General features: G+C 65.8%; 28 protein-coding genes and 1 pseudogene. 16 read left to right on the top strand and 13 right to left on the bottom strand.

Translation table 11 applies throughout. The features are described from left to right. Positions 1-16 precede the first annotated feature (16 nt). From KF730_RS08375 to KF730_RS08350, 6 genes are read left to right on the top strand one after another with little or no spacing between them, the layout of a single operon-like run. Positions 17-265, top strand: coding sequence for a Rho termination factor N-terminal domain-containing protein (locus KF730_RS08375; RefSeq protein ID WP_294093809.1), 249 nt, complete (start codon positions 17-19; stop codon positions 263-265). A gap of 48 nt (positions 266-313) precedes the next feature. Beyond that, entirely contained in the window at positions 314-946 is a 633-nt protein-coding gene (locus tag KF730_RS08370) for a hypothetical protein (RefSeq protein WP_294093807.1), read from the top strand. 51 nt (positions 947-997) lie between these two features. After that, positions 998-1,357, top strand: coding sequence for a phosphoribosyl-AMP cyclohydrolase (gene hisI / locus KF730_RS08365; RefSeq protein WP_294093805.1), 360 nt, complete (start codon positions 998-1,000; stop codon positions 1,355-1,357). Beyond that, on the top strand, positions 1,354-1,845 hold the full coding sequence (locus KF730_RS08360) for a hypothetical protein (protein ID WP_294093803.1): 492 nt from the start codon (positions 1,354-1,356) through the stop codon (positions 1,843-1,845). The genes hisI and KF730_RS08360 overlap by 4 nt, the downstream gene beginning before the upstream one ends. A 31-nt stretch (positions 1,846-1,876) precedes the next feature. Continuing rightward, positions 1,877-2,293 carry a MerR family DNA-binding transcriptional regulator gene (locus tag KF730_RS08355; protein WP_294093801.1) on the top strand — a complete coding sequence of 139 codons (417 nt, stop codon included), beginning with the start codon at positions 1,877-1,879 and terminating at the stop codon, positions 2,291-2,293. 11 nt (positions 2,294-2,304) lie between these two features. Beyond that, positions 2,305-4,107 (top strand): acyl-CoA dehydrogenase C-terminal domain-containing protein, encoded by a 1,803-nt coding sequence (locus tag KF730_RS08350; protein ID WP_294093799.1) that lies wholly within the window; start codon positions 2,305-2,307, stop codon positions 4,105-4,107. 41 nt (positions 4,108-4,148) lie between these two features. Here the strand turns inward: KF730_RS08350 and KF730_RS08345 are convergent, their stop codons facing one another. From KF730_RS08345 to KF730_RS08330, 4 genes are all read right to left on the bottom strand, one after another. After that, positions 4,149-5,516, bottom strand: coding sequence for a cell wall hydrolase (locus KF730_RS08345; protein WP_294093797.1), 1,368 nt, complete (start codon positions 5,514-5,516; stop codon positions 4,149-4,151). A 167-nt stretch (positions 5,517-5,683) separates the two neighbouring features. Next, complete coding sequence (locus KF730_RS08340) at positions 5,684-6,013, bottom strand: hypothetical protein (protein WP_294093795.1); 330 nt, start codon at positions 6,011-6,013, stop codon at positions 5,684-5,686. A gap of 77 nt (positions 6,014-6,090) precedes the next feature. Next, positions 6,091-7,011 carry a cysteine synthase A gene (gene cysK / locus KF730_RS08335; RefSeq protein ID WP_294093792.1) on the bottom strand — a complete coding sequence of 307 codons (921 nt, stop codon included), beginning with the start codon at positions 7,009-7,011 and terminating at the stop codon, positions 6,091-6,093. Beyond that, the gene (locus KF730_RS08330; RefSeq protein ID WP_294093790.1) at positions 7,008-8,330 is read right to left on the bottom strand and encodes an MFS transporter; all 1,323 of its coding nucleotides are present in this window, start codon (positions 8,328-8,330) and stop codon (positions 7,008-7,010) included. Before KF730_RS08330 ends, cysK begins: the two co-directional genes overlap by 4 nt. A 257-nt stretch (positions 8,331-8,587) precedes the next feature. On the opposite strand from KF730_RS08330, the pseudogene KF730_RS08325 reads away from it, so the two are divergent. Beyond that, positions 8,588-8,770 (top strand): annotated as a pseudogene (locus KF730_RS08325) (DUF885 family protein); the annotation flags it as partial. Here KF730_RS08325 and KF730_RS08320 read toward each other — a convergent pair. After that, positions 8,767-9,633 carry an alpha/beta hydrolase gene (locus tag KF730_RS08320; protein WP_294093788.1) on the bottom strand — a complete coding sequence of 289 codons (867 nt, stop codon included), beginning with the start codon at positions 9,631-9,633 and terminating at the stop codon, positions 8,767-8,769. The pseudogene KF730_RS08325 and the gene KF730_RS08320 sit on opposite strands and share 4 nt — an antisense overlap. Positions 9,634-9,912: 279 nt before the next feature. Between KF730_RS08320 and KF730_RS08315 the strand changes: the two genes are divergently transcribed. Beyond that, positions 9,913-10,257, top strand: coding sequence for a WYL domain-containing protein (locus KF730_RS08315; protein WP_294093787.1), 345 nt, complete (start codon positions 9,913-9,915; stop codon positions 10,255-10,257). Between the two features lie 2 nt (positions 10,258-10,259). Here KF730_RS08315 and KF730_RS08310 read toward each other — a convergent pair whose 3' ends face one another. The 4 genes from KF730_RS08310 to KF730_RS08295 form a co-directional block, all read right to left on the bottom strand. Further along, positions 10,260-10,574 (bottom strand): hypothetical protein, encoded by a 315-nt coding sequence (locus KF730_RS08310; protein ID WP_294093785.1) that lies wholly within the window; start codon positions 10,572-10,574, stop codon positions 10,260-10,262. 90 nt (positions 10,575-10,664) lie between these two features. Beyond that, positions 10,665-11,204: a glycine zipper 2TM domain-containing protein gene (locus KF730_RS08305; protein WP_294093783.1), complete on the bottom strand. Its 540-nt coding sequence runs from the start codon at positions 11,202-11,204 to the stop codon at positions 10,665-10,667. Positions 11,205-11,634: 430 nt separating this feature from the next. Further along, positions 11,635-12,192: a hypothetical protein gene (locus KF730_RS08300; protein WP_294093781.1), complete on the bottom strand. Its 558-nt coding sequence runs from the start codon at positions 12,190-12,192 to the stop codon at positions 11,635-11,637. Positions 12,193-12,217: 25 nt separating this feature from the next. Next, the gene (locus KF730_RS08295) at positions 12,218-14,539 is read right to left on the bottom strand and encodes a UvrD-helicase domain-containing protein (RefSeq protein WP_294093779.1); all 2,322 of its coding nucleotides are present in this window, start codon (positions 14,537-14,539) and stop codon (positions 12,218-12,220) included. A 115-nt stretch (positions 14,540-14,654) separates the two neighbouring features. Here KF730_RS08295 and KF730_RS08290 point away from each other — a divergent pair, with 115 nt between their 5' ends. From KF730_RS08290 to KF730_RS08280, 3 genes are read left to right on the top strand one after another with little or no spacing between them, the layout of a single operon-like run. Continuing rightward, on the top strand, positions 14,655-15,107 hold the full coding sequence (locus KF730_RS08290; RefSeq protein ID WP_294093776.1) for a hypothetical protein: 453 nt from the start codon (positions 14,655-14,657) through the stop codon (positions 15,105-15,107). A gap of 41 nt (positions 15,108-15,148) precedes the next feature. Next, positions 15,149-15,340, top strand: coding sequence for a hypothetical protein (locus tag KF730_RS08285; RefSeq protein ID WP_294093774.1), 192 nt, complete (start codon positions 15,149-15,151; stop codon positions 15,338-15,340). Further along, the gene (locus KF730_RS08280; protein WP_294093772.1) at positions 15,337-16,596 is read left to right on the top strand and encodes an MFS transporter; all 1,260 of its coding nucleotides are present in this window, start codon (positions 15,337-15,339) and stop codon (positions 16,594-16,596) included. The genes KF730_RS08285 and KF730_RS08280 overlap by 4 nt, the downstream gene beginning before the upstream one ends. Here KF730_RS08280 and rsmD read toward each other — a convergent pair. Both rsmD and KF730_RS08270 read right to left on the bottom strand, forming a co-directional pair. After that, positions 16,574-17,113: a 16S rRNA (guanine(966)-N(2))-methyltransferase RsmD gene (gene rsmD, locus KF730_RS08275; protein WP_294093770.1), complete on the bottom strand. Its 540-nt coding sequence runs from the start codon at positions 17,111-17,113 to the stop codon at positions 16,574-16,576. The genes KF730_RS08280 and rsmD overlap by 23 nt on opposite strands. After that, entirely contained in the window at positions 17,110-18,393 is a 1,284-nt protein-coding gene (locus tag KF730_RS08270) for a pseudouridine synthase (RefSeq protein ID WP_294093768.1), read from the bottom strand. Before KF730_RS08270 ends, rsmD begins: the two co-directional genes overlap by 4 nt. A 100-nt stretch (positions 18,394-18,493) precedes the next feature. Between KF730_RS08270 and KF730_RS08265 the strand changes: the two genes are divergently transcribed. Then, positions 18,494-18,931 (top strand): response regulator, encoded by a 438-nt coding sequence (locus tag KF730_RS08265; RefSeq protein ID WP_294093766.1) that lies wholly within the window; start codon positions 18,494-18,496, stop codon positions 18,929-18,931. Positions 18,932-19,011: 80 nt separating this feature from the next. Here the strand turns inward: KF730_RS08265 and KF730_RS08260 are convergent, their stop codons facing one another. Beyond that, on the bottom strand, positions 19,012-20,127 hold the full coding sequence (locus KF730_RS08260; protein WP_294093764.1) for an aromatic ring-hydroxylating dioxygenase subunit alpha: 1,116 nt from the start codon (positions 20,125-20,127) through the stop codon (positions 19,012-19,014). A gap of 57 nt (positions 20,128-20,184) precedes the next feature. Here KF730_RS08260 and KF730_RS08255 point away from each other — a divergent pair, with 57 nt between their 5' ends. From KF730_RS08255 to KF730_RS08245, 3 genes are read left to right on the top strand one after another with little or no spacing between them, the layout of a single operon-like run. Then, on the top strand, positions 20,185-21,837 hold the full coding sequence (locus KF730_RS08255; RefSeq protein WP_294093763.1) for an MFS transporter: 1,653 nt from the start codon (positions 20,185-20,187) through the stop codon (positions 21,835-21,837). Beyond that, positions 21,837-22,589, top strand: coding sequence for a tetratricopeptide repeat protein (locus KF730_RS08250; protein ID WP_294093761.1), 753 nt, complete (start codon positions 21,837-21,839; stop codon positions 22,587-22,589). Before KF730_RS08255 ends, KF730_RS08250 begins: the two co-directional genes overlap by 1 nt. After that, positions 22,586-23,083, top strand: a complete 498-nt coding sequence (locus KF730_RS08245; protein WP_294093759.1) for a DUF2939 domain-containing protein — start codon at positions 22,586-22,588, stop codon at positions 23,081-23,083. Before KF730_RS08250 ends, KF730_RS08245 begins: the two co-directional genes overlap by 4 nt. On the opposite strand, the gene KF730_RS08240 is transcribed toward KF730_RS08245, so the two are convergent. After that, a complete protein-coding gene (locus KF730_RS08240; RefSeq protein WP_294093757.1) occupies positions 23,080-23,508 on the bottom strand; it encodes a DUF6628 family protein in 429 nt (142 codons plus the stop codon). The genes KF730_RS08245 and KF730_RS08240 overlap by 4 nt on opposite strands. 163 nt (positions 23,509-23,671) lie before the next feature. On the opposite strand from KF730_RS08240, the gene KF730_RS08235 reads away from it, so the two are divergent. Then, a complete protein-coding gene (locus tag KF730_RS08235; protein WP_294093755.1) occupies positions 23,672-24,901 on the top strand; it encodes an alpha/beta hydrolase in 1,230 nt (409 codons plus the stop codon).

Below are 24,901 nucleotides of genomic sequence, written 5' to 3'. Positions count from 1 at the left end.
GATAAGGAGACGAACCATGGCCAAGGACCACGGCCCCACGGTCAAGAACGACAAGCTGTACGAGGATTTGCGGCGCGATGGCGCCTCCAAGGAGAAGGCCGCGAGAATCGCCAACGCCCAGGCCGCCGGCACGCTGGATCACAAGGGCACGAAGCTCGACGACCGCACTAAGGACGAGCTCTACGACGAAGCCAGGGAGATCGGCATCGAAGGCCGCTCGGACATGGACAAGGACGAACTGGTCGACGCGATTCGGGAGCATTGATCCGTCCGCATAGTTGCCGCCGAGGCATGATGCGTGTTGAATGCGCGCATGGGCGGCTATCTCAAACGAACGCTGCGCTTCTTCGCGCTGATTGTCGTCGCATTCTTCATGCTTGGGCTCATCGGCGGAATATGGCCTTTCCTGGGAGCGCCGTTCGCCGCGCCGCTCATCCTGCTTGGCGTTCCCGCAATCCTGCTCGCGCTCCTTGTTGGAGGAGTCCGCTGGCTGAGACACGGTATCCGCCTAGCTTCCGAGGAAATGCGCTGGCCGAACCGCATATTCCTGATTGCCTGGGTGCCTGCGCTGTGCGTGGCAGCATTCTTGTCGATGGGGTCGGTCATATCGCTGGGCAGCTTTTCAGGCGCTCTCGTGCGCCTGACGATCCACCATCAACAATATGAAGCGATTATCGCCAAGGTTCGAAATGAACGATCCCGCGCAGATACCGTCGAGGATGGTGTCGGCTATTTTGTATTCTCTGGTTCACCTCTGAATATACAATTTGCCGGACGCGGAGAAATCCACAGCTTGTTCGGCAACATCGAGTTTTATGACGGTGAGCCGGTCCCGGCCGGCGATCCACGGCCCGGTTTGAGAATAACCGGAAATCGTTTCTTTGAAGCCGGTGAAGGCTGCCGGCACCTGTCGGGAAAATATTATCTGTGTCGGCTGGACCTGTGACGATCGCCTGCGCAGGTGACGTGTGAGCGGGCAGGCGCTAATCGTCATGCCATGAGCGATGAACGCGAAACGAGCCTGACGCTCAACCCAAAATACGACGCTACCGGCCTGATCACTGCGGTCGCCACCGATCTGTCCGGCCAACTGCTGATGGTCGCGCACATGAATGCGGAGGCGCTGGCCGCCACCCTCGCCACCCGCGAAGCCACCTTCTGGTCGCGTAGCCGCAACCGGCTGTGGAAGAAGGGCGAGACCTCGGGCCACGTCCTCAAGGTCCAGGAAGTACGCGTGGATTGCGACCAGGACGCAATCTGGCTGAAGTGCGAGCCGATGGGGCCCGCTTGCCACACTGGCGAGCGGAGCTGCTTCTATCGCATCGTCGAGGGCGGCAAACTGGTACGCGACGCATGAGGGCGCTGGCGCTCTTCCTCCTCCTCGTTGGATGCTCAGGTGGGCAACAGCCCGCCAAGGACCAGCCGCCACAGGATCTGGAGAAGGCCGCGATCGAGCGCGGTCTGGTCCGCGATCCCGCCGATAGCGAGATCGCCGGGCTCTACGCGCAGGACACCGACCGCGTCTGCATCGTGCCGACCAGCATCGGCTACAAGATCGGCGCGTTCGTCGATTATGGCGATGGCATCACCTGCAGCGGCACCGGCACCGCGAGCCGGGTGGGAGAGACGCTCCATATCGAACTGGGCGAGGCGGGAACCTGCGGCTTCGATGCCAAGTTCGATGGGGACAATATCAAATTGCCGGGCGCGCTGCCCGCAGGTTGCGAAAAACTCTGCACGCGGCGGGCTTCCTATGCCGGCCTGGAGGTTTCGCGGCTGAGTGAATCTCCCGCCGAAGCCGCGGCGATGCGCGACGCCAATGGCAAGCGGCTTTGCGGCGATTGACGTTCACGTAAGGGGAAGGTAATGAACATGCATGCTCGATGCCGCCTTCCTCCAGGCCCTCGCGCCGATCGAACCGCGCCCGGACCGCGAATCCTTCTCGATCTCCGACCTGTGCGCGGAGTTCACCGTCACTCCCCGCGCGCTGCGCTTTTATGAGGATGAGGGGCTGATCGGCCCCGAACGGCGCGGCACCCAGCGCATCTATTCGCACCGCGACCGCGCCCGGCTCGCCTGGATCCTGCGCGGCAAGCGCGTCGGCTTCAGCCTGGCGGAGATCCGCGAGATGATTGATCTCTACGATGTCGGCGACGGGCGCAGCACCCAAAAGGCCGTCACGCTCGCCCGCTGCGAGGATCGCATCCGCCTGCTCGAGGAGCAGAAGCGCGACATCGACGAGCACATCGCCGAACTCCAGCAATTCGTAAGCCTGCTCAAAAGCGGCAACTAAGAGGATCTGAAATGCCCCAGTACACGCCGCCGGTGCGCGAGACGCGCTTCATCCTCGATGCGGTGATCGGCCTTGATCGCTATGCCGATCTGCCGGGTTTCCAGAACGCGACGCCGGACATGGTCGACGCGGTGCTGGAACAGGGCGGCAAGTTCGTCGCCGAGGTGCTGTTCCCGATCAACCACTCGGGCGATCAGCAGGGCTGCACGCGACACGAGGACGGCAGCGTCACCACGCCGGACGGTTACAAGGAAGCCTATGCCCAGTTCGTCGAGAGCGGCTGGGGCACGCTCAGCGCGCCCGAGCAGTTCGGCGGGCAGGGGATGCCGCACGTCATCTCGACCGCGTTCCAGGAATATATGATCTCCGCGAACATGGCCTTCGCCATGTATCCCGGCCTCACGCACGGCGCGATCGCCTCGCTGCTGGTCAAGGGCTCGCCCGAGCAGCAGGACAAATACGTCCCCAAGATGGTCTCGGGCGAGTGGGGCGGCACGATGAACCTGACCGAACCGCATTGCGGCACCGATCTGGGGCTGATCAAGACCAAGGCCGAGCCGCAGGCCGATGGCAGCTACAAGATCACCGGAACCAAGATTTTCATCTCGTCGGGCGAGCATGACCTGACCAGCAACATCATCCACCTGGTGCTGGCCAAGACGCCGGGGGCGCCGGAGAGCAGCAAGGGCATTTCGCTGTTCGTGGTGCCCAAGATCCTCGTCAATGACGATGGCTCGCTGGGCGAGCGCAACGCCGTGAGCTGCGGCTCGATCGAACACAAGATGGGCATCCATTCGAACTCGACCTGCGTGATGAATTATGACGGTGCCACTGGCTGGCTGGTCGGCGAGGAGATGAAAGGCCTCGCGGCGATGTTCATCATGATGAACGCCGCGCGCCTCGGCGTGGGTCTGCAGGGTCTCGGTATCGGCGAGGTCGCACTGCAGAACGCCGTGCAATATGCCGGAGACCGCCGCCAGGGCCGCGCGCTCACCGGGCCGGCGGAGCCGAACGAAAAGGCCGACACCTTGTTCGTCCATCCCGATGTTCGCCGTATGCTGATGGAGGGCAAGGCGCTGACCGAGGGCCTGCGCGCGCTGTGCCTGTGGGGGGCGCTGCAGGTCGATCTCGAACATGCCGCAGCGACCGAGGAGGAGCGCCAGCTTGCCGGCGATCTCGTCGGCCTGCTCACTCCGGTGATCAAGGGTGTCGGCACCGATATCGGCTACCGCGTCGCGACCGACAGCCAGCAGGTCTATGGCGGCCATGGCTACATCGCCGAATGGGGCATGGAGCAATATGTCCGCGATGCGCGCATCTCGATGATCTATGAGGGCACCAATGGCGTCCAGGCGATGGACCTGGTCGGCCGCAAGCTCGCCCAGAATGGCGGCCGCGCGGTGCAGGCGCTGTTCAAGGTTGTCGGTGAGGAAGTCGCGGCGGCAAAGGGCGACGACAAGCTCAAGGACTTCGCCGAAGATCTCGAAAAGGCGCTCGGCCACCTTCAGGGCGCGACGATGTGGCTCGCGACCAACGGCTTCAAGAACCCCAACCATGTCGGCGCGGGCGCCTATCCATATATGCAGTTGACCGGCACGGTCGCGCTCGGCCTGATGTGGCTGCGCATGGCCGCCGCTGCTTCGGCAAAACTGGCCGAAGGCGCGGAGAACGCGAAGTTCTACGAAGCCAAGCTGATAACCGCGCGCTTCTATGCCGAACGATTCTTCCCCGAAGCGGGCGCTCTCCGCCGCAAGATCGAAGCCGGCAGCGACACGGTGATGGCGCTCGACCCGGAGATGTTCCGGGCGGCCTAATCGCGCCTGCCCTTGAATTTCCCCGGCGCGGGCTGGGGGAACTATTGTTTGGCGGCAGGTGTCGGTGCCGGTGTTGCCTTTGCCCCCGGCAAGGTCAGCGTGACCTGCTTGCGCGGCGCGGATGCGGGCGACGGCGCGGCATCGGCATCCTCGGGCGCCGCGATCTCGCCCTTCCGCCGGACACCCGTAAGCGGCGTCGGCAGCTTCGCTTCCACGGCCGGCGCCACCGCAGGCGTCAGTGCCGGTGGCTGCGCGCGCATGCATTGCACCGGGCTCGGCCGCTTGAACTGCTCGCAGTTCCACAGGGCCTTGGCGAAGCCCTGGCTCTGATCGCGCAGATAGCTGAACGACATGGTCGAGACCTGCGCGCTCGAAAGCGGCAGCCTGGCCGGTGTCTGTCTGGCATCCACCCAGGCCATGAACTTGCAATAATGGCGCTCGCCGCAGGTGCGGATCGCCAGCGCGGCGAAAGCGTCCGCGCTCATACCCTTCGGAAGTGTGAGCATGAAATTATTGCCCTCGGCGGTACCACCGCTCTCAACCGTCATCGGCGGTGGAACCGCGCTTTCGGGGATCGTCGCCGGATCGATGATCGCGCCGGTGGACAAGTCGGCCATGGGCGTCAGCGGTGCGTCGGGGTCGCCGAAATGCGCGGTCGAGAGACGCGCCATCTTGGCGATATTGGGCTCGGCGCCGGCATAGCCGCCACGAAACGCCGGCGGCGTGCCCCACCAGCCCGCCCAGCGGAAGAACAGATGGGTGTGCACCTCGGTGATCTTTTCGAGGCTGGCGCTCCAATACGGCACCACCCAATCGGTATGATAATGCGTCGCGTGGCCGACCGGCGCGTAGACCGAACCGTTCAGCGCCAGCCGTGCGACATCGCGAGCGCGCTGCCATGCGGCGGGGCGGGGACCCCAGCGGACCATCGCGCCGTCGCACGTGAAGGTGAACTGGCAGCCGGTCGAGCGCTCCTGTCCCTGAAAGACCACACCGCAGATCGTCTTGGGGAAAGCCGGGTGGCGCATCCGGTTGACGATTACCTGCGCCACCGCGCGCTGGCCGACCGTGTCGTCACCCGCTTCGTAGAACACCGCCGCGGCGAGACAGTCGATCGCGCGGATCTGGCTCTCGGTGGCGCCGGTGATCCGGAACGGGCGCGCGGCGGGATTGGGCAGGGTAGAGAACGGGATGCTGTCGTTGATCGAGCGCGCATCGTCGGGGGCGACTTCCTGGATCCGCACCGGCTCGACAGCGGGAAGCTCGGTCCTGGGTACCACGCGCTTCGAGATCACGACATGCGGGCGCTTGTGGACCACGACGCGCGGCGTGGTCAGCACGAGCGCCAGCGGTGCCGCGATCGCGACGGCCGCGATCAGGCCGAGGATGACCTGAAGAACAAGGTGCACGCGCCGGGGGGACGCGGTGTCGGACGAATACAGAAGCGGCTCCATGCGCGGGGGTCGCGCCCCTTAACGCACAACTGGTCGATATGGAACCGTAACGGCGGTGGAATGGCGCGCGGACGAGATGGCGCGAGCCGATTATCGCCTTTGCACTTCGAAGCCCGGTTGGCTCAGTTCGGCCAGAAGCCCGTGGCTTCGCACATATCCCAATGGTCCGCCGCGCCGAGCTTGCAGGCGGCGCTGTTCGCGCCTTCCCTGCACAGCTTCACTTCGCGCTGGAACCGCTTGTAGCAGCTCTCGGGCTTGATCGCGGCCGCCGGAGCAGGCGCCGCGACGGCTTCCGGAATCACGTGGACGGCGGGCACTGCCGCGACCGCGGCCTTTACCGCGTTGCGAGCCTCGACTGCTGAAGGCATGACCTTGGCATCGCCTCCAAAGACGAAAGGCCACGCCAGAAATACCGCCAGCATGCAGCTGACGCAGATCATTGCGTTACGCACGTGAATTCCCCCCGGAACCGCGTCTATCCCCGACTCGGCTAACCTAAGGTGAACTCTGCATTAATGTCGAGTCGGATTCAGCTCTCCGGAAGGAACTCCGGAACGCTCAAATAGCGCTCACCTGTATCATAATTGAACCCCAGCACCCGGCTGCCCGCCGGAAGCTCGGCCAGCTTCTGGCGAATCGCCGCGAGAGTCGCGCCCGAGGAGATACCGACCAGCATGCCTTCCTCGCGGGCCGATCGGCGCGCCATCTCCTTGGCGTCGCCGGCATCGACCTTGATCACGCCGTCGATCGCATCGGTGTGGAGGTTGCGCGGCACGAAACCGGCGCCGATGCCCTGGATCGGGTGCGGACCGGGCTGCCCGCCCGAGATCACCGGGGAAAGCTCGGGCTCGACGGCGTAGACCTTGAGGTTCGGCCAGCTCTTCTTGAGCGTCTCGGCGACGCCGGTGATGTGGCCGCCGGTGCCGACACCGGTGATGATCACGTCGGGCGGGCCGTCGGCGAAGTCCGCGAGTATCTCCTGCGCGGTGGTTCGGGCGTGGACATCGACATTGGCGGGGTTCTCGAACTGTTGCGGCATCCACGCGCCCGGAGTCGTCTCGACGATCTCCATCGCCCGCTCGATCGAGCCCTTCATTCCCTTCTCGCGCGGGGTGAGATCGAAGGTCGCGCTATAGGCCAGCATCAGCCGGCGGCGTTCGACCGACATGCTTTCGGGCATCACCAATATGATCTTGTAGCCCTTGACCGCCGCGACCATCGCCAGGCCGACGCCGGTGTTGCCGCTGGTCGGCTCGACGATCGTGCCGCCGGGCTTGAGATCGCCCGAGGCTTCGGCCGCCTCGACCATCGCCAGCGCGATGCGGTCCTTGATCGAGCCACCGGGGTTCGAGCGCTCGGACTTGATCCACACCTCGGCATCGGGGAACAGCCGGGCGACGCGGACATGCGCGGTGTTGCCGATGGTATCGAGGATCGATTGGGCCTTCATATCGTCATCTCCTTGGGAGGTATCTCAAGATTGGCCGGTGGGTCGAAAGTGCGGGCACGCCGCAATTCCGGAAATAGGCGCGCCCATAGGATTGTGACAAGGATCGCGCCGATACCGCCGCCCACTACTGCGGCGACCGGACCGATGGCTGCGGCGAGGAACCCGGATTCGGCCTCACCCAGCTCGTTCGAGCCCGAAATGAAGAGGGTCGAGACCGCGCCGACACGGCCGCGCATCTCATCCGGCGTGTAAAGCTGGATCAGCGACTGGCGGACATAGACCGAGACCATGTCCGCCGCGCCGAGCACGAACAGGGCGACCAGCGCGAGCAGGACGGCGGGAGCGAAGTCATGGCCGATGGCGGACGGGCCGAAAACGGGGAGTAGCAAAGGCGCGCTGAGCCCGAAGAGCATGGTGGCGATCCCGAAGGCCGCGACCGCGGCGAGCATCTTGACTCCGACATTGGTCTTGAGCGGCCGCCACGCGAAGAAAGCGCCCACCGCCACCGCGCCGATTGCCGGGGCGGCGCGAAGATGGCCAAGTCCTTCCGAGCCGACCTGCAGGATATCGCGGGCATAGACCGGCAGCATCGCCGTCGCTCCGCCAAGCAGCACCGCGAACAGATCGAGCGAGATCGCGCCGAGCACCAGCCGGTTGCGGCGGACATAATGCAGTCCGTCGATCATCTGCGCCCAGGGACTGCCCTTGGCCTGCGCCACGGGCAGAGGGACGGGGCCGATGAGGCTCAGCATCAGCAGCGAGAGCAGGAACAGCCCGCCCGACACCGCATATGGCAGCCAGTCGGCACCGGCATAGAGGTAGCCGCCCATCGCCGGGCCGATCACCGTGCCGATTTGCCAGGAGAGCGCGCTCAGGGCGATCGCGGTGGGAAGGATCGCCTTGGGCACCAGATTGGGCGCAAGTGCCCCGAGAGCTGGCCCGGCAAAGGCGCGGGCGACCCCCAGCAAGGCGGCGATGCCGAACAGGGCCGGAAGGGTGACGGTATGGGTATAGGTCAGCCAGCACAGGCTGAGCGCGCAGAACGCCTCCAGCGCGACGGCGCCGCGCGCGATCCAGCGGCGGTCGATCCGGTCCGCCACCCACCCCGCGAATAGCGACAGCGCCAGCAAGGGGAGGAACTGCGCGACGCCGATCAGTCCGAGCTGGAACGCCGCCTCCTTCACGGTCATCGTCTGGCGGGCGATATCGTAGACCTGCCAGCCGATGACGATGACCATCGCCATCTGCGCGAGTGTCGTCGAAAGCCGCGACAACCAGTAAAAACGGAAATTGGCGATGGCGAGAGGATGCGAAGCCATACGGGCGCTCTAGGCCGATCGGCACCGCATCCGCAACGAGCGATTCCGAAAGTGATACGAAGCTGGGCTTCGCGACCTTTGCTACGAACGGCCATATCGCGCACGCCGGGCGTCCCGGTTTCGGATCGCCTCAGCCTGCGTAAGCTGCCAGCATCGCCGCATGGGTAAGCATAACATGGTGTTCGCGGCCGCCGCCTTGGCGCTCGCTGCATGCTCCTCGGGTGGCGGAACCAGCGGCGGCGCATTGGTCACGCCGGTATCTGATGTACACGCTGGGCAAGCTGATGATCACACGGCTGCGCAACGACTGGACGGCGACGCGGGGCGGGCGGGCGGCGTGGAAAGCGTTCCACGATCAGGCGCTGAGCCGGGGCGGCCCGCCCATCCCGCTGCTGCGGCAGGCGATGATGGGCGAGGCGTCGCCGGTGACGGCCTTTTAGGCGAGCGTTCCGCCTTCGAGCTCGCGCGTCGCGGTGGTTGGGCTGCCGCTGAGGAAGGTCAGCAGATCGCTGGCGAGACGATCGGTCGCGGTCAGGAACAGGCCATGCGGTTCGCCGTCATATTCGACATATTGCGACTGGCGGATGCCCTGGGCCGCGTTCCTGCCGATGGCCGGTGGCACGATCGTATCGCTGGTGCCGTGAAGCACGAGCGTCGGCACGTTGAACGCCGCTAGATCGGGCCGGAAATCAGTAAAGCCGAACGATTGCGCACAGGCCAAAGTCGCCTTGAGGCTCGCGGTCATCGCCACATTCCACGACGCCTGGATCGCTTCCGAGCTGACCGGATGCGAAATCAGGCCGACGCCGTAGAATTGCTTGAAGAAAGTCGCGAAGAACGCGGCGCGGTCTTCCTCCACCGATTTGGCGATCGCTTCGAGTTGCTTTTGCGGGACACCATCGGGATTGTCTTCGGTCTGGAGCATATAGGGTACGACCGAACTGAGCAGCGCCGCGGAAATGATGCCCTTGCCGTCGTGGCGCAACATGTAGCGGGCGACTTCGCCGCCGCCCATCGAGAAGCCGATCAGCGTGGCATCCGATGTCGCGCCGGTTTCCTGCATCACATCGGCGAGATCGTCGGCGAGCGTATCGTAATCATAGCCTGCGAATGGCTGGTCCGAGCGGCCGAAGCCGCGACGATCATAGGCGATGGCGCGGTAGCCATTGTCCGCGAGCCGCATCGCGATCGGGTCCCAGCTATCGGCCGAAAGCGGCCAGCCATGGATCAGCACGACGGGCCGGCCTTTTCCCCAGTCCTTGACGTAAAGCTCTGTACCGTCGCGCGTTTTCACTTTCGCCATCTGCTCTTCTCCGCTGAAAGGGGACGGCCGGTGAACGGGTGGCGATGGCTTGCGTTCCGCACGGAACCGACCCGAGCGCGCTTTGTTCTTACGCCACCGAAACCACCCGGAGGAGATAAACGATGGGCAAGGGCATCCTGTTGTGGCTGTTGGGGATTCCGATCCCGATCATCATCCTGTTGCTGCTCTTCTGGCGCTAAGCCGAAAAGTTATGGGGTGGCGCTGCGAAACAACACGCCACCCCTTGCTGCAACGCAGCATAATCTCCATAATGCGGATATGAGCAACGCGCCGGAAAGCGAAGGCCCGAGCGGCCCCACTGCGACGATCCTCGAAGCGATCGTCCGCATGCGCTGCGTTTCCGCGACCTATAATCGCAAGCGCATGATCCTGGCGCCACACATCGCCTATCTGCGCGGCGGCGGGCTCTACGTCGACGCGCTGGTGATTTCGCGCGAGAATATGCTGGCCCGCGAACCCAAGATCGGCACTTTCAAGATCGACGGCATGTCCGAACTGGCGATCACGCAGCGCGACTTCACCCCGAGCGAGCTGTTCGACCCCAGCCTCGACAAATACGCCACTGCGGTGATGGCGATCGAACCCGAGGCTGCGGCGGCCTAGATCTAGACCACTTCGTCGGCGAGGATGAACTTCGGATCGTCGACCTTGCTCATGAACTCGCCCATGATGCCCTGAACCACGCCCCCCGGCATGTCCTGCGTCATGAACCCGTTGATATCGGGCACGTCGAACACTTCGATATAATCCATGCCAGGTTCGCCCTCGCCGAGCAGCAGCCCGGTGACGCGGTGATTGGCGAAGCTGGCGACGCGGCTTAGCCCGCGCATCGCCGGGTAATCGGTGGTCCGCACCCAGGTCTCGAACTCATCGGCGCTGACGCCGGGCTTCAGCTTGTAGGTCAGGATGATCTTGGCCATCGCGGCTCTCCCCTTCATGGTTCCGCAGAGAATGGCGGAGGGGGAGGGTGGCGGCAAGCGCCCTTGGGCACTTGCCGCCACCGAACCGGGTTAGCGGCAGCGCACTTCCTGGTTGCGATCGACCGAGCTGCCGATCGCGCCGCCGGCAACGGCGCCGAGGATCGTGCCGAGCGTGCTCGAACGACCGCCAGCGATGACGTTACCGAACAGACCGCCTGCCGCGGCGCCGACGATCAGGCCAGTAGTGCCATCGTTGCGCTTGCAGTAATATTGGCCGTTCTGACCGCGATAGATGCGATCCTCACGGGTCAGCACGCGATCGCGATAGCCCGGCGGCGGCGCGCGATAATCGCGGACCGGATCGTAGAATTCATCGTCGCGCGGATCGACATAGCCGACGCCCGGACCGCCCGGGCCGCGCCAATCGCCGCCGCGCGGCCGCGACATGCGATAGCGCTGGACCGCGTCGCGATAGATCTGGGTCTCGCGATCGAAGCGCTGCTGCGCGGCATCAAGCCGGGCTTCCTCGTCCTGCGCCGAGCCATAGGCTGGTCCGCGCTGGGCGGCAGCAGGCGTGGCGACGGCGAGCGTCGCCGCGGCGATCGCGGCCAGGCATGTGAAGGTCTTCATGGGTATCTCCTCTGTCTGCCCGGGGAATACGAGCGGGCAGGTGGAAACGTTCCCGCAACAAAGATGACGCGGGCGTGAATGAGGTGGCGCGAGGAGGCGAATGGGGACAGCCACACGGCGAACGGCGGGAGGAGCGCGGCGCGAAGGTTGAGGAAGTTTAGTGTTTTTGCGAGGGCTCAACATTCGCGAATGGTCCCAATGGTCGCACTGATCATGGGGGTTCCGAGGAGGCGGCGGTGGGCGCATTTTCGCGCGAGAAAGCCGAGCGACGCGCGTGCGCACCGCTGCATGGGGCATATGCTACGGTTCAAAGAGCGGTCCAGGGACGGGGGGAGCCAAGCAGGCGAAATCCTACATTGTAACCCTTTGGCAAGCCCAGAATGAGCGGTTCCGAGCAGGCGCGGATAGCGCGTTTCTTGCTCCGGGACGTCTATTCGGAAGAGCCGGGCTCCTTCGTCGGGTTGCTCGATTGCTGGATCAGCCGGGTGAGGAGATCGGGGACGAACCGCTCCGAAAATCCGGCGATGAAGGTCCACACCATCAACTTCGCCCAAGACGGAACATCAAAGAACAATTCGTACCAGCGCGCGGCTCGAAAGGTCGGAAAAAGGCTTCCCTGGACCAGCCCGCCAACGAACATCAGCGTCAGCATTCCGGCGAACACGCCGCCAAGCACCTGCGCCGCGAAAATGCTGCGGCGAGAAACGTCGCCCGGATCGGCTCTCGATACAAAACTCACGCTCGATCCAAGAGCGCCGAAGAACAATGCCGAGGAGGCAGTCGCGAACCAAACCCACGATGTATAGCTGAACCAGGTGGTGCCCCATTTCGCGTCGAAGGTGGCATCAATAGACGGCGTGGGCACCGTTGCTTTTAGAAAAAGGAAAATCAAAAATGGCAAAACGAACAATGCAAGAAGCCACAAGGTGGCAATCCTTCGAATGAAGATATGCAGGAAATACGGGAAAGTTGACTCCTCGGACTGCATATCTCGATTCCCCTCCACTGGAAATCTAATCAATAGTTACAAAGCTGTCCATCACCCGCTTCCGCCCGGCCTGCTCGAAATCGATCTCGAGCTTGTTCCCTTCGATCTCGGCGATTTCGCCGTAACCGAACTTCTGGTGGAACACGCGCATCCCCAGCGACAGGTCCCCGCGTGGCTTGGCGCCGACGCTGACCGAGCTTGCGCGGCTTTCGAGGACGCGGGGGGCGTCGCGGGTGAAGGTGCGGCTCTGGAAGCTGCCGCCGGGGTTCTTGGGATCGAAGCCGCCGCCCACACCCGCGGCGCGTTGCCAGCCCGGTCCGCGGCCGGTGCCTCGGCCGACATCGGCGAAGGGGTCGGCGCGGTCGCTCCAGTTCGCCTGCCAGAGCGATGCACCGCCGCTCATCGTGGTCTCCTCGGCGATATGCTCCTTGGGCAGTTCGGCGATGAAGCGGCTGGGGAGCGACGAGGTCCATTGGCCGTAGATGCGGCGGTTGGCGGCGTGGAGGATGGTCGCAGCGCGGCGGGCGCGGGTGATGGCGACATAGGCGAGGCGGCGTTCCTCCTCCAGGGATGCGAGACCGCCTTCGTCGAGCGCGCGCTGCGAGGGGAAGATGCCTTCCTCCCAGCCGGCGAGGAACACGGTGTCGAACTCCAGCCCCTTGGCGGCGTGGATGGTCATGATCGTGACCTTGGGTTCGTCAGCGTTGTTCTCATTGTCCATGACCAGCGAGACATGTTCGAGGAACGCGGTGAGGCTTTCATATTCCTCCATCGCGCGGACGAGTTCATTGAGGTTCTCGAGGCGGCCGGCGGCCTCGGCGGTCTTATCGGCCTGCCACATCGCGGTGTAGCCGCTCTCGTCGAGGATGATGCGGGCGAGCTCGGGATGGGGGAGGGTGTCGCCCATCGCGCGCCAGCGGGCGAAATTAGCGACGAGATTGCCGAGCGAGCGGCGGGCCTGGGGCGTCAGCTCGTCGCTGTCGAGGATGCGCGCGGCGGCGACGGTGAGCGGAATACCCTCGGCACGGGCGTATTGATGGACCTTGGCCAGCGCCTTGTCGCCGAGGCCGCGCTTGGGCGTGTTGGCGATGCGTTCGAAGGCGAGATCGTCGGCGGGCTGTGCGACGATGCGCAGATAGGCGAGTGCGTCGCGGATTTCGAGCCGGTTGTAGAAGGGCAGGCCGCCGATGATCTTGTGCGGCAGGCCGATCGAGACAAAGCGGTCCTCGAACTCGCGGGTCTGGTGGCCGGCACGCACCAGGATGGCCATGTCGTCGAGGCTGGCGCCGCCGCGCTGCAGCCCTTCGATCTCCTCGCCGACGCGGCGGGCTTCCTCGGGGCCGTCCCAGATGCCGAGGACCTTGACCTTCTCGCCCTCCGGCTTCTCGGTCCACAAGGTCTTGCCGAGGCGGCCGCCATTATTGGCGATCACACCACTGGCGGCGGCAAGGATGTGCGGAGTCGAGCGGTAATTCTGTTCGAGCTTGATGACCTTGGCGCCGGGGAAGTCCTTTTCGAACTTGAGGATGTTCTCGACCAGCGCGCCGCGCCACGAATAGATCGACTGGTCGTCATCGCCGACGCAGCAGAGGTTGCGGCGCTGCTGGGCGAGCAGGCGCAGCCAGAGATACTGGACGGCGTTGGTGTCCTGATATTCGTCGACCAGGATGTAGCGGAAGCGCTGCTGGTACATCTCCAGCACGTCGCGGTGCGTCTTGAGGATCACCAGCATGTGGAGCAGCAGATCGCCGAAATCGCAGGCGTTGAGCGTGCGCAGGCGCTCCTGATACTGGGCGTAGAGCGACTGGCCCTTGCCGTTCGCGTATTGCTCGGACTCGCCGGCGCCGATCTCGGCGGGCGTGAGCCCCTTGCTCTTCCATTGATCGATCAGCCCGGCGAGCTGGCGGGCGGGCCAGCGCTTCTCGTCGAGATCGTTGGCGGTGATGAGCTGTTTCAGGAGCCGCAGCTGATCGTCGGTGTCGAGGATGGTGAAGTTCGATTGCAGCCCGACCAGCTCGGCATGGCGGCGCAGCATCTTGGCGCCGATGGCGTGGAAGGTGCCGAGCCACGGCATCCCCTCGACCGCCTGGCCGACATGGCGGCCGACGCGTTCCTTCATCTCGCGCGCGGCCTTGTTGGTGAAGGTCACCGCGAGCAGCTCGGAGGGATAGGCTTTCCGGGTCCAGAGGAGGTGGGCGAGACGGGCGGTGAGCGCCGCGGTCTTGCCGGTGCCGGCGCCGGCGAGGACGAGGACGGGGCCTTCGGTGGTGAGCACCGCATCGCGCTGGGGGGCGTTGAGGCCCTGCAGATAGGGGGCTTCGGGCTGGAGTTCGGCAGGCACGGTCATGCGCGAACAGTTAGGGAACGCGGCGGTTCCGGGCAAGCGCGGAAGGCAGACGCGGACTTATACTTAATTGAAGGTAGGCGGCGGGTGCGGTCTGTGTCCCGAAAGGGGGGATGCGATGCGGGCGATTCGCGTGATCGGTGGGCTGCTGCCGCTGTTTGCGGCGATGCCGGTTTGCGCGCAGGGCGCGAAGGAGCCGCGGCTCAATTATTCGATTCCTCTCACCGAGACCAAGGTGACGCTCGACGAGCGCGCCGGTGGACTGTGGCTGCGTGCCCAGACGGTGATGCGTGGCGAGAGCGGACAGGGCGGCGCGGACGGGCGCAACGGATACCGCTTCTCGGTACAGAAGCGGATCATCGGCCCGGCCTGGATCGGGTTCGGCGGCTATACCCAGATGGCGCGGTTCGACGCGGTGCGCGGCCAGACGCGCGGGGCGCGCAACACGATCGGCCCGAAGCTCAGCTTCGAGGCGGGCGAGGAGGTCGAGTTCGGCATCGCATGGATGAAGCGCAGGAAGCGCGGCGGCGTGCCGCCCGGCCCGCGCGCCTATGTGCAATTCCATTTCTGACGGCGTTGCCGGGCGCGTGCGTGCGCGATAGGCTCGCGCGCATGAACTGGCGGAACCGAAAAGTCAGAATCGCGATCGTGCTGGCGATCGCCATGATCGCGGCGTTCGTCGCATGGCGCACCTCCACACCCAAGGAGCAACCGGCATGCGTGCCCGGTCGCGCGGAGGTCAAGGATGCCAGCGGCAAGGTGACCGAGATCAAGCGCACCACTTGCATGGACGAGGCCGAATGACCGCACCAGCATCGCACCGCCGAATCCTGTTCGCGAGCCTCGTCGGCACATCGGTCGAGTTCTATGACTTCTATATCTACGCGACCGCGGCGGCTTTGGTGTTCCCGGCGCTGTTCTTTCCGGCAACCGATCCGGGGCTGGCGCAGCTCGCCTCCTACGCATCGTTCAGCGTCGCCTTCTTCGCGCGACCGCTGGGCGGATTGCTGTTCGGGCATTTCGGCGACCGGATGGGGCGCAAATCGACTTTGGTCGCTTCGCTGATGCTGATGGGCATCTCGACGGTGCTGATCGCCTTCCTGCCGACCTATGCGATGATCGGCTGGGTCGCGCCCGCCTTGCTGTGTTTGCTCCGCTTCGGGCAGGGGCTGGGACTGGGCGGCGAATGGGGCGGGGCGAGTCTGCTCGCGGTGGAGAACGCGCCGCCGGGCTGGGCCAATCGCTATGGCGCCTTTCCGCCGATGGGCGCGCCGGTGGGCTTCATCTGCGCCAATGGCTTTTTCCTGATCCTCGGGGCGCTGCTGAGCGACGCGCAGTTCGCGGCATGGGGCTGGCGGCTGCCGTTCCTCGCCAGCGCGTTGCTGGTAATCCTGGGGCTATGGGTGCGGCTGACGCTGACCGAGACGCCGGCGTTCGTCGAAGCGCAGGAGCAGGCGCCGCCGCCCAAGGTGCCGGTGGGCGAGCTGTTCCGCGATCACCTTGGTCCGACGCTGGCGGGGACGATCGCGACGGTGGCGTGCTTCGCGCTGTTCTATGTCTCGACGGTGTTCGTGATCGGCTATGCGACCAAGACGCTGGGCTATGACCGCGAGACATTCCTGACGATGGAGCTGGGCGCGATCCTGTTCATGGCGGTGGGGATCGTGGTTTCGAGCATCTGGGCGGACAAGCGCAATGCCGGCCGCGTGCTGATGATCGGGTGCGTATGGACGATGGGTGCCGGCACGGTGATCGGGTTATTGACCTCCAGTTCCGGGCTCATCGCGTTCTACTGGCTGGCGCTGGCGCTGTTCGTGATGGGCTTCGTCTACGGACCACTGGGCGGCTTCCTGCCGAGCCTGTTCCCGGCGCGGGTCCGCTACACCGGCGTCTCGGTGACCTTCAACCTGGGCGGGATCATCGGCGGCGGGCTGACGCCGTTCATCGCGCAAACCCTGGTCGAGCGGGGCGGGCTCACGCTTGTGGGATATTATCTGGCAGGCGCCGGCCTGCTCAGCCTGATCGGGCTGGCGATGGTCAGGCCGCGCGCAACAGCGTGATCCGCGCCTTGCCGTGGACGCGTGACGCGTCGGCGGTGAAGCCGGCGATTTCGGGTTCCTCGTCCCTGGCGGTTTCGATGCTCACCCAGGTGGCGGGGCTGGTCCAGCCAAGGCGGGCGAGCTTGTCGAGCGCGACGCTGCCGGCGCCGGTGGTGTAAGGGGGGTCCATCAGGATCAGGTCGAGCGGCTTGACCGCCGGCCCCAGCGTCATCACCGAAGCGGCGCGGACATCGGCTCCCTTGGCGCCGAGCCTGGCGATATTGGCCCTGAGCGCGTCGATCGCGGCCTTGTCCTGCTCGACGAACAGGCACGAGGCGGCGCCGCGCGAAAGCGCCTCCAGCCCCAGCGCGCCAGAGCCGGCGAAGAGATCGGCGACCGCCAGATCCTCGAAACTGCCGACGCGGCTGGCAAGCATCGAGAACAGCGCCTCGCGGGTACGGTCGGCGGTGGGACGGGTGGTGTCCCCCTTGGGGGCGAGCAGCGGACGGCCGCGCCACTGGCCGGCGATGATCCTCATTTACGGGTGCGCGGTGGCCGCGCGGGTTTGCCAGGGCGCGAAGGCTTGCCGCGTCCGCCGGACGGACCCTTGGCCGGGCGGTCGCCGCCGGGACGGGGTGCACGGGGCTCCAGCGTATCGCGGTGGGCACGGGCTCGCGCGGCACGGGCCGGCTTGGCGATCTTCTCGTCGCGAGCAGGGCGTTCGCTGCGAGCGGGACGCTCGGCGGCGCGATCGGGGGTCACGCGCGGCGTGAACCGCGCTTCGCCAGCAGCGCCGCGTGCCGGGCCACGGCGCGCCGGGCCATCTTCGCGCAACGGTCGCTCGCTACGCGGCGGGGCACCACGCGGGGTGAAGCGCGGTTCGACCGGCTCGGCGCGCGGGCTGGCCGATACGCGCGGACGAGCAGGCGCCTTGGCCCGCGTGCGCCGGCCATCGGGCTCGCGGCCGGCCGGCACCGGTTCGGGTTTCGGCTTCGCTTCAGGCACGCGCTGGCGCACCGCGAATTGCAGGTTCGACGCCGCCTTGCCGCCGCCGGGCTTCGACACCACCGTGCGGAAGGTGGCGAGGTCGTTCTGGCGGATCTCGTCGACATCGCCGACCGGCAGGTCGCCGAGCCAGAACGGGCCGTAGCGGGTGCGGATCAGGCGGCTGACCTCGAGCCCGAGATATTCGAGCACGCGGCGCACTTCACGGTTCTTGCCTTCCGTGAGCGTCATCTCGATCCACACATTGGCGCCGGTGCGCCGCTCGATATTGGCGTTGATCGGGCCATAGCGGACGCCCTCGATCTCGATGCCGAGCATCAGATCCTCAAGCTGCTCCTGGCTGATCTGGCCATAGGCACGGGCGCGATAGGTGCGCTCGACGCCAACCGAAGGCAGCTCGAGCTGGCGCTTGAGCTCGCCGTCATTGGTGAGCAGCAACAGCCCCTCGGTGTTGAGATCGAGGCGGCCGACCGGCATTACCCGTGGCAGTCCGGCGGGCATGCGATCGTAGATCGTCATCCGCCCGGTGAAATCGCGCTCGGCGGTGAGCAGCCCGGCGGACTTGTGATAGCGGAACAGGCGCGCGGCCTCGGGCGCGGCGACCGGATTGCCATCGACGGTGACGCCGTCGAGCGAGGTCAGCACGGTGGCCGGCGTGTCGAGCGTCTTGCCGTTCACGGCGACGCGGCCATCGGCGATCATCCGCTCGACTTCTCGGCGCGACGCGATTCCGGCACGGGCCAGCAACTTGGCGATGCGCTGACCGGCATTGGGCCCTTCCCGGGCGGGCTCATTGGTTTTTGATGGGGGCACGCGGGCGATATAGCGATTGTGTCCGCAGTCGCAAAAATTATTGCGCCCGGAAAACGTTTTGCGCGTTATGGAACGGACAGTTCGGGTGAGAGCGTAACGAATGTTGTTCGGTGGCAAGAAGACGCGACGGGTCGCGCGAATCCTTATCGTCGAGGACGAGCCGCTGGTGGCGTTCGACAACGAACATTTCCTCAATGGCGAAGGCTTTGAGATCGTCGGCACCGTGGATTCGGTGACCGACGCGATGCGGCTGCTGGACAACGAGGAGGATCTCGACCTGCTGCTCGTCGATGTCAGCCTGTCCGACGGCAGCGGCATCGATGTGGCGCGGGCGGCGCATGGCCGCGGGATCACCGTGATGTTCGTCACCGGCAATTGCCCGGGCGAGGCGAAGGAATTCGCGGCGGGGTGCCTGTCCAAGCCCTATCCCCAGCGCGATCTGCTCGCGGCGATCAATGCCGTCGAGGCGGTGATCGAGGGCCGCAAGGTACCGCGTAAATTGCCGGGCGGGTTCAGCTTGTTCGCGAAGGTCGCCTAGCGCTCCCGCGAAAGCAGGAGCCCAGGGCAACAAAGGTCAACGCTGAGTAATCCCAGGCTCCCGCTTTCGCGGGAGCACCATTATTTCAGCGCATTTTCCACCGCATCGTGGAAGTGGCGGATACCGCGTTCGAGGGTGCCAAGGGTCAGGCGCTCGATCGACCCTGACGACAGGCCCTGCTGGCCGAGCTCGCAGGCACGGAAATCCTCCGCGGCGAACACGCCCTTGTCGAGCAGATCCCAGCTGCGCTCCCAATGCGCCAACGCCTTTTCGGTGGCGGGGGCTTCGGGGATCAGCATGAAATCCTCGACCAGCACACGATCCTCGGCCTGCGGCATCAGCACCATCAGGTTGATATAATCAGGGCTGACGATCAGCACCGCGCCGGGGAACATCTGATAGGTGTAGGTGATCGCCGCGCGCAGCGTCGCCCAGTCGTTCGAGTCCAGCACGCCCTCGCGACCGACTGCCGAGCGCTGGTGCGGGCCGATCGTGTCGGCGGTGGAAACGCCGTCCTGAAAGAAGGGGGCGATGGTGCCGGCGTGGAGGCGCTGGATGTGATAGCCTTCCAGAAAGGCATCCATGATCAGCTTCCAGTTCGCCCGCACGGCATGGGTGCGGCGGCGGAAATGATACTGGCCGGCGAGATCAAAGGCCTCGAAATCGCGGGCCAGCGTTTCGGCTTCGCTGAAATCGGCCTCCTCATCGAAGGAAAACCAGATCAGCCCGCCAGCTTCGCGGGTCGGCAGGCGCCTGAGGTTGTGCTCGCCCTTGTCGAGACCGGGAAAGCTGTCGGGGCGGGGCAGGCCGGTCAGCCGGCCGTCGAGCGCATAGGTCCAGGCATGATAGGGGCAGACGAGGCGCGGGGCCTTGACGAGGTCGCAACCCTCGACCAGCCGGGTGCCGCGGTGGCGGCAGACGTTGAGGAAGACATGCGCCTGGCCTTGCCCGTCGCGGGCGATCAGCAGCGGCTTGCCGAAGCCGTCATGCGGCACGGCCATGTTATTCTCCGGCAGCAGCGCCGAAGGGGCGATGACGAGCGGCACGCGGCGAAAGATGCGGTCACGCTCGGCCTCGAAGCGCTGCGGACACGTGTATGCCGCTGCATCGACATGGGTGATCGCGCCATCGCTTTTGGTGCCGCCGGCCGCGAGCGCGGCGGCGAGCGCGAGCTGGCCCTGGGTCGGCGCGTTCATCCTTGTCCTCTCCCGCTTTTGCGCTAGTTTCGGCGCGAAAACCGCAGGGGGCAAGCGTTGACCGACAAACCAAAGGGCTGGGGCCTGCTCAAGGCGGCGATGACCAACCGCAAGACCGGCGCGATGCTGGTGCTCGGCTTCGCCTCGGGGCTGCCCTTCGTGCTGCTGATCGGCACGCTCAATGCGTGGCTGGGCGAGCTCAAGATCAGCCTCGCGACGATCGGCGTGCTGTCCTGGGTCGGGCTGGCTTATGCCTTCAAATTCCTGTGGTCGCCGCTCGTCGATCGCGCGCGATTGCCGGTGCTCGGCAAGCTCGGGCGGCGGCGCTCGTGGCTGGTATTGTGTCAGGGCGCGCTGGCGATCCTGCTCTGGGGGCTGGCCGCAACCGATCCGCTGACCGCGATCGGCACGTTCGCGATCCTCGCGGTGATCGCCGCTTTCCTCTCCGCGACGCAGGACGTGGTGATCGACGCGTGGCGCATCGAGATCGCCGACGAGACCGCGACGGTCGATCTGCTTTCGGCGATCTACCAGCTCGGCAACCGCTTCGCGGCGCTGACCGGCGGGGCGCTGGCATTGGTGCTGGCGGCGCGGCTGAGCTGGCCGATCGTCTATGTCGGCTTCGGCTTCGCGATGCTCGGTGCAGTGGCGATGACGCTGTTCACGCCGGAGGTAGCGCGCGACGAGAGCGCGGCGGATTCGCCGCTGGCGGGACATCGCGTGCCGAACCAGAAGGAACGGACCATCGCGCTGGCGATCGTCGCGGTGTGCTGGGCCTGGGCGATCTACATGCTCGGCGACTTCATGGCCTCGGCATTGCAGCCGGCGGTGCCCGGCGTCACCAGGATGAGCGCGACCGATTTCACCAAATATATCGGCCCGTGGATCATCGTCGCGACGGTCATCATCCCCGCCATCGTCTCGGCCTGGACCAACCGGCTGCCGCAGCACGTGTCCGAAGCGCACAAGGTATCGGGCGCGCAGATGGCGGCGAACCACAGCTATCGCGCTTTGATCCTGCCGCTGGCCGAGATCGTCTCGCGGCTGCGCTGGGGGGCGATCCTGGTGCTGGCGCTGATCCTGCTCTACCGGATCGCGGACTCGATCTGGGCGCCGTTCGCCTTCCCCTTCTACCTCGATTTCCTTCATTACACGAACGACGAGGTGGCGATCGCCTCGAAGATCGTCGGGGTGCTGATGACGACGCTCGGCGTGGTGATCGGCGGCGTGCTGCTGGCGACGATCGGGCGGATGCCGACCTTGCTGCTCGGCGGGATCGTCGCCGCGGCATCGAACCTGCTGTTCGCCGATCTCGCGGCGGGCGGCGCGGGCATCGATGGCTTCATGCATCTGTTCATGCTCGATCATGTCGGCGTCGAGCCGCGGATGATGCGGCTGCTGATCGGCATCACCGGTGAGAATATCGCCGGCGGTCTCGCCGGCACGGCGTTCATCGCCTATATCTCGTCGATCGTTTCGCGCGAGTATAGCGCGGTGCAATATGCGCTGCTGTCATCGATGACCTTCCTGGTCGGCGCGCTCGGCCGCGCATCGATCGGCGAGGCGATCGAGCGATATGGCTATGCCAATGTCTTCCTGATCACCGCCGGCCTCGGCATGATCGCGGTGGTGCTGGTCGCGATCGAATGGGCGCGGGGGCCGCGCGAGGCGACCGAGCCGACGCTGCCGGTGGAGGAAGCCGCGGTCTGATGCCGTATCTGGCGGTCATCGGCCTGAGCGTCTTGTGCATCGTTCATTTGATGCGCAACGGCCGCAATCCGATCTGGCTGTCGGCCCTGATTTTCCTGCCGGTGGCCGGACCGCTGGCCTATTTCTTCGTCGAGATATTGCCGGGGCTCGGCGGGAACCGCCATGTCCGCGCGGCGAAGAGCAATGTCGTCGCGCTGATGGACCCGGAGCGCGAATTGCGCGCCGCGAGAGACGCGCTCGATCTGGCCGATACCGCCGCCAACCGGCTGCATGTCGCCGAGGCGCTGGCGGCGCTCGGGCGGCACGACGAAGCGATCCCGCTCTACCGCGAGAGCATCCGCATGACCGCGGGCGAACCCGATCTGCGCACGCAGGGCAAGCTCGCCGCGTCGCTCTACGAGACCGGGCAGGGCGCCGAGACGCTGGCGCTGCTCGACGCGATTCCGGAACCGGCGGGGCAGAGCGAGAAGGATAGCCGCGCCCTGCTCCGCGCCAAGGCGCTCGAACATCTCGGGCGCAACGCCGAGGCGCTGGCGATCTATGAGGATATCGTCACCCGCATCACCGGCGAGGAGGCGCGCTGCCGCTACGCCGCGTTGCTGCTCGCCGAAGGCTGGGACCGGCGGGCGACGGCGGTGCTGGAGGAGGTCGAGAGCCGGATGAAGCGCCTCGACCGGACGCAGCGTGCGGCGGATGCGGACATGTATCGCTGGGCCAGCGAAACGCTCGCCCGGTTGAGGGGGCAAGCATGAAAAGGATCCTGATCGCGCTGCTGCTGATCGCGGCCCTGCTCGCGGGCGGCTGGTATTGGGGGTCGCCGTGGTGGACCCTGCAATCGATGAAGGAGGCCGCCGAGGCGCGTGACATCGATACGCTGTCGCGGCACGTCGATTACACCGCGCTTCGCGACAGCATGAAGCGCCGGCTGCGCGCCCGGATGGACAGCGGCGTGCGTGACGAGGGCGTGCTCGGCGCGCTGGTGGCGGGCGGGCTGGCCGACCGGCTGGTGGATATCGCCCTGACGCCCGAAGGGATGCGCCTGATCTTCGCCGCCGCGCCGCTGGCGGGAGAGGCGCGGCCGGGCACCGTCAAGCTCAAGGCCGACGACATGATGATGCGTCGGGACGGCCCCGGCCAGTTTCGCCTGGTGCGCCGCGACGGCAAACCCGGCGCGCTGATCTTCAAGCTGAAGGGCGCGACCTGGATGCTGAGCGATATCGAACTGCCGCCGGAAACACTGGGTTAGTCGCCGAGCGGCAGCGCCAGATCGGCAAAGGCATTGGCGAGCGCGTGGGCGGTGACGAGCACGCCGGTGGCATCGCGGATCCCGAGCATATCGGCGAGCAGCATCGCCGCCGATTGCGGATGGGTGCGGACGCGGCCGATGACTTCGAGCAACGCCGCCTCCGCCGCGGTCATGCGTGGGCAGCACCATGGCGCGATCTGGATCGGTCCCGCCGAGATCGCCGACATTTCCTGCATCAGTGCGCGCAGCAGGATCAGCGGGCGCTGGAAATCCTTGCCGAAGGCGGTGACGAACGCGTGCGCCGCGCAGGCATCGTGCAGACCGTGCATCCCCATCTGCCGCACGCCGAACAGGAACAGGCGCGCGCCCGCATCCTCGGGCTGGAGGGCGGGAAGGGCGGTGGAAAGCGTGGCACTGACGGACATGACGACTCCTGCGAATCCAGAAGGAAAGTGTCGCGAGTTCGCTATTGATAGTCAATCGCAATAAGCTTAACAGACTTTCCGGCGCGATCGACAGGCTCGCGGAAGGCGGCATCGCGGGTTCGTCTCCGCGCAGGGTATCAGCGCGGAGAAGGGGAGGTCGCGTATGAAGATTGCGGTGTGGACGCTGGGCGGCGTCGTCGTTTTGCTGGTGTTGGCATTCGTCGCGCTGCAAATGTGGTTCGCGGCGAGCGTGCGACCGGTCGAACCTTTCGTACCGACCAAGGAGGAGCGCGAGCAACTCGCCTTTTATTCGCAGCCGGAAAGCTGGTTCGCGACGCACCTCAAGGGTCCCAGGGAAACCGTCGACGGCCAGACCCTCGATCCCAAGCTGCAATATATGGTGGAGCAACGCCGCCCGGCCGCGCCGTGGGTGATGCGCTCGGCGCCGCTGATCTTCGCGACGCCATGGGGCCGGGCATTCATCCGGCATGGTGTCGATCGCGAATGGCGGCTCTTCACGAAGGTCACGCCGGAAATGGCGCAGGTCGAGGACCGGACCGTCAACGGGCGCGGCGGGCCCATTCCTGTCCGCATCTATCGGCCGAAGGTCGAGGGCGAGGGGCCATTGCCCGTGCTGGTCTATCATCATGGCGGCGGCTGGATCTTCGCCAGCATCGCTTCGCATGACCGGGTATCGCGCCTCCTCGCCAACGAGGCGCGGGCGATCGTCGTCACCGTCGATTACCGTCTTGCGCCCGAACACCCCTATCCCGCCGCCAGCGATGACGGCGAGGATGCCTATCTGTGGGCACGCGCCAATGCGGCGTCGTTCGGCGGGGATCCGGCACGGGTCGGGGTTGGCGGCGACAGCGCGGGGGGCCATGTCGCCATCAACATCGCCCAACGGCAGATCAAGGCCGGCAAGCCCGTTCCCGCCGCGATGCTGCTATTCTATCCCGGCGCTGGGCTGCCCCAGGAGGATCCGTCTTATACCTTGTTCGGCAAGGGCTATGCGCTGGACAGCGCGTTCATCGAGTTCATCCTGCCGCGCGTGTTCAAGGACTATGGCCGCGACCGCATCCGGGAAGCCGATGCGTTCATGAACCCGGCCAATGCCCCAAGTCTGGCCGGGTTGCCGCCGGCAATCGTCGCCACCGCCGGCTTCGACATCTTGCGCGATTCCGGCCGCAGGTTCGCCGAGCGGCTGCGGACGGACGGCGTACCGGTCCGCTACGCCAACTATGCCTCGCTGACCCACAGCTTCCTGCAATTCTCGGCGGTGGTGCACGACGCCGACACCGCTTCCACCGAAAGCGCGCGGCTGTTCGGCAGGCTGGTCCGCGACAGCGCCAATGCCCGGGCGATCCTCGCGCCGGAAGCGAAGCGCGAATGA

Source organism: Sphingomonas sp. (genome assembly GCF_019635515.1).
Taxonomy (GTDB): Bacteria; Pseudomonadota; Alphaproteobacteria; order Sphingomonadales; family Sphingomonadaceae; genus Sphingomonas.
The sequence above is the reverse complement of the archived record's forward strand: the minus strand, read 5'-3'. Positions and strand labels throughout refer to the sequence as shown.

Coding starts and splice junctions, on each gene's coding strand:
- KF730_RS08375 (WP_294093809.1), top strand. CDS start 17: ATGGCCAAGGACCACGGCCCCACGGTCAAGAACGACAAGCTGTACGAG.
- KF730_RS08370 (WP_294093807.1), top strand. CDS start 314: ATGGGCGGCTATCTCAAACGAACGCTGCGCTTCTTCGCGCTGATTGTC.
- hisI (WP_294093805.1), top strand. CDS start 998: ATGAGCGATGAACGCGAAACGAGCCTGACGCTCAACCCAAAATACGAC.
- KF730_RS08360 (WP_294093803.1), top strand. CDS start 1,354: ATGAGGGCGCTGGCGCTCTTCCTCCTCCTCGTTGGATGCTCAGGTGGG.
- KF730_RS08355 (WP_294093801.1), top strand. CDS start 1,877: ATGCTCGATGCCGCCTTCCTCCAGGCCCTCGCGCCGATCGAACCGCGC.
- KF730_RS08350 (WP_294093799.1), top strand. CDS start 2,305: ATGCCCCAGTACACGCCGCCGGTGCGCGAGACGCGCTTCATCCTCGAT.
- cysK (WP_294093792.1), bottom strand. CDS start 7,011: ATGAAGGCCCAATCGATCCTCGATACCATCGGCAACACCGCGCATGTC.
- KF730_RS08330 (WP_294093790.1), bottom strand. CDS start 8,330: ATGGCTTCGCATCCTCTCGCCATCGCCAATTTCCGTTTTTACTGGTTG.
- KF730_RS08320 (WP_294093788.1), bottom strand. CDS start 9,633: ATGGCGAAAGTGAAAACGCGCGACGGTACAGAGCTTTACGTCAAGGAC.
- KF730_RS08315 (WP_294093787.1), top strand. CDS start 9,913: ATGAGCAACGCGCCGGAAAGCGAAGGCCCGAGCGGCCCCACTGCGACG.
- KF730_RS08310 (WP_294093785.1), bottom strand. CDS start 10,574: ATGGCCAAGATCATCCTGACCTACAAGCTGAAGCCCGGCGTCAGCGCC.
- KF730_RS08305 (WP_294093783.1), bottom strand. CDS start 11,204: ATGAAGACCTTCACATGCCTGGCCGCGATCGCCGCGGCGACGCTCGCC.
- KF730_RS08300 (WP_294093781.1), bottom strand. CDS start 12,192: ATGCAGTCCGAGGAGTCAACTTTCCCGTATTTCCTGCATATCTTCATT.
- KF730_RS08295 (WP_294093779.1), bottom strand. CDS start 14,539: ATGACCGTGCCTGCCGAACTCCAGCCCGAAGCCCCCTATCTGCAGGGC.
- KF730_RS08290 (WP_294093776.1), top strand. CDS start 14,655: ATGCGGGCGATTCGCGTGATCGGTGGGCTGCTGCCGCTGTTTGCGGCG.
- KF730_RS08285 (WP_294093774.1), top strand. CDS start 15,149: ATGAACTGGCGGAACCGAAAAGTCAGAATCGCGATCGTGCTGGCGATC.
- KF730_RS08280 (WP_294093772.1), top strand. CDS start 15,337: ATGACCGCACCAGCATCGCACCGCCGAATCCTGTTCGCGAGCCTCGTC.
- rsmD (WP_294093770.1), bottom strand. CDS start 17,113: ATGAGGATCATCGCCGGCCAGTGGCGCGGCCGTCCGCTGCTCGCCCCC.
- KF730_RS08265 (WP_294093766.1), top strand. CDS start 18,494: ATGTTGTTCGGTGGCAAGAAGACGCGACGGGTCGCGCGAATCCTTATC.
- KF730_RS08260 (WP_294093764.1), bottom strand. CDS start 20,127: ATGAACGCGCCGACCCAGGGCCAGCTCGCGCTCGCCGCCGCGCTCGCG.
- KF730_RS08250 (WP_294093761.1), top strand. CDS start 21,837: ATGCCGTATCTGGCGGTCATCGGCCTGAGCGTCTTGTGCATCGTTCAT.
- KF730_RS08245 (WP_294093759.1), top strand. CDS start 22,586: ATGAAAAGGATCCTGATCGCGCTGCTGCTGATCGCGGCCCTGCTCGCG.
- KF730_RS08240 (WP_294093757.1), bottom strand. CDS start 23,508: ATGTCCGTCAGTGCCACGCTTTCCACCGCCCTTCCCGCCCTCCAGCCC.
- KF730_RS08235 (WP_294093755.1), top strand. CDS start 23,672: ATGAAGATTGCGGTGTGGACGCTGGGCGGCGTCGTCGTTTTGCTGGTG.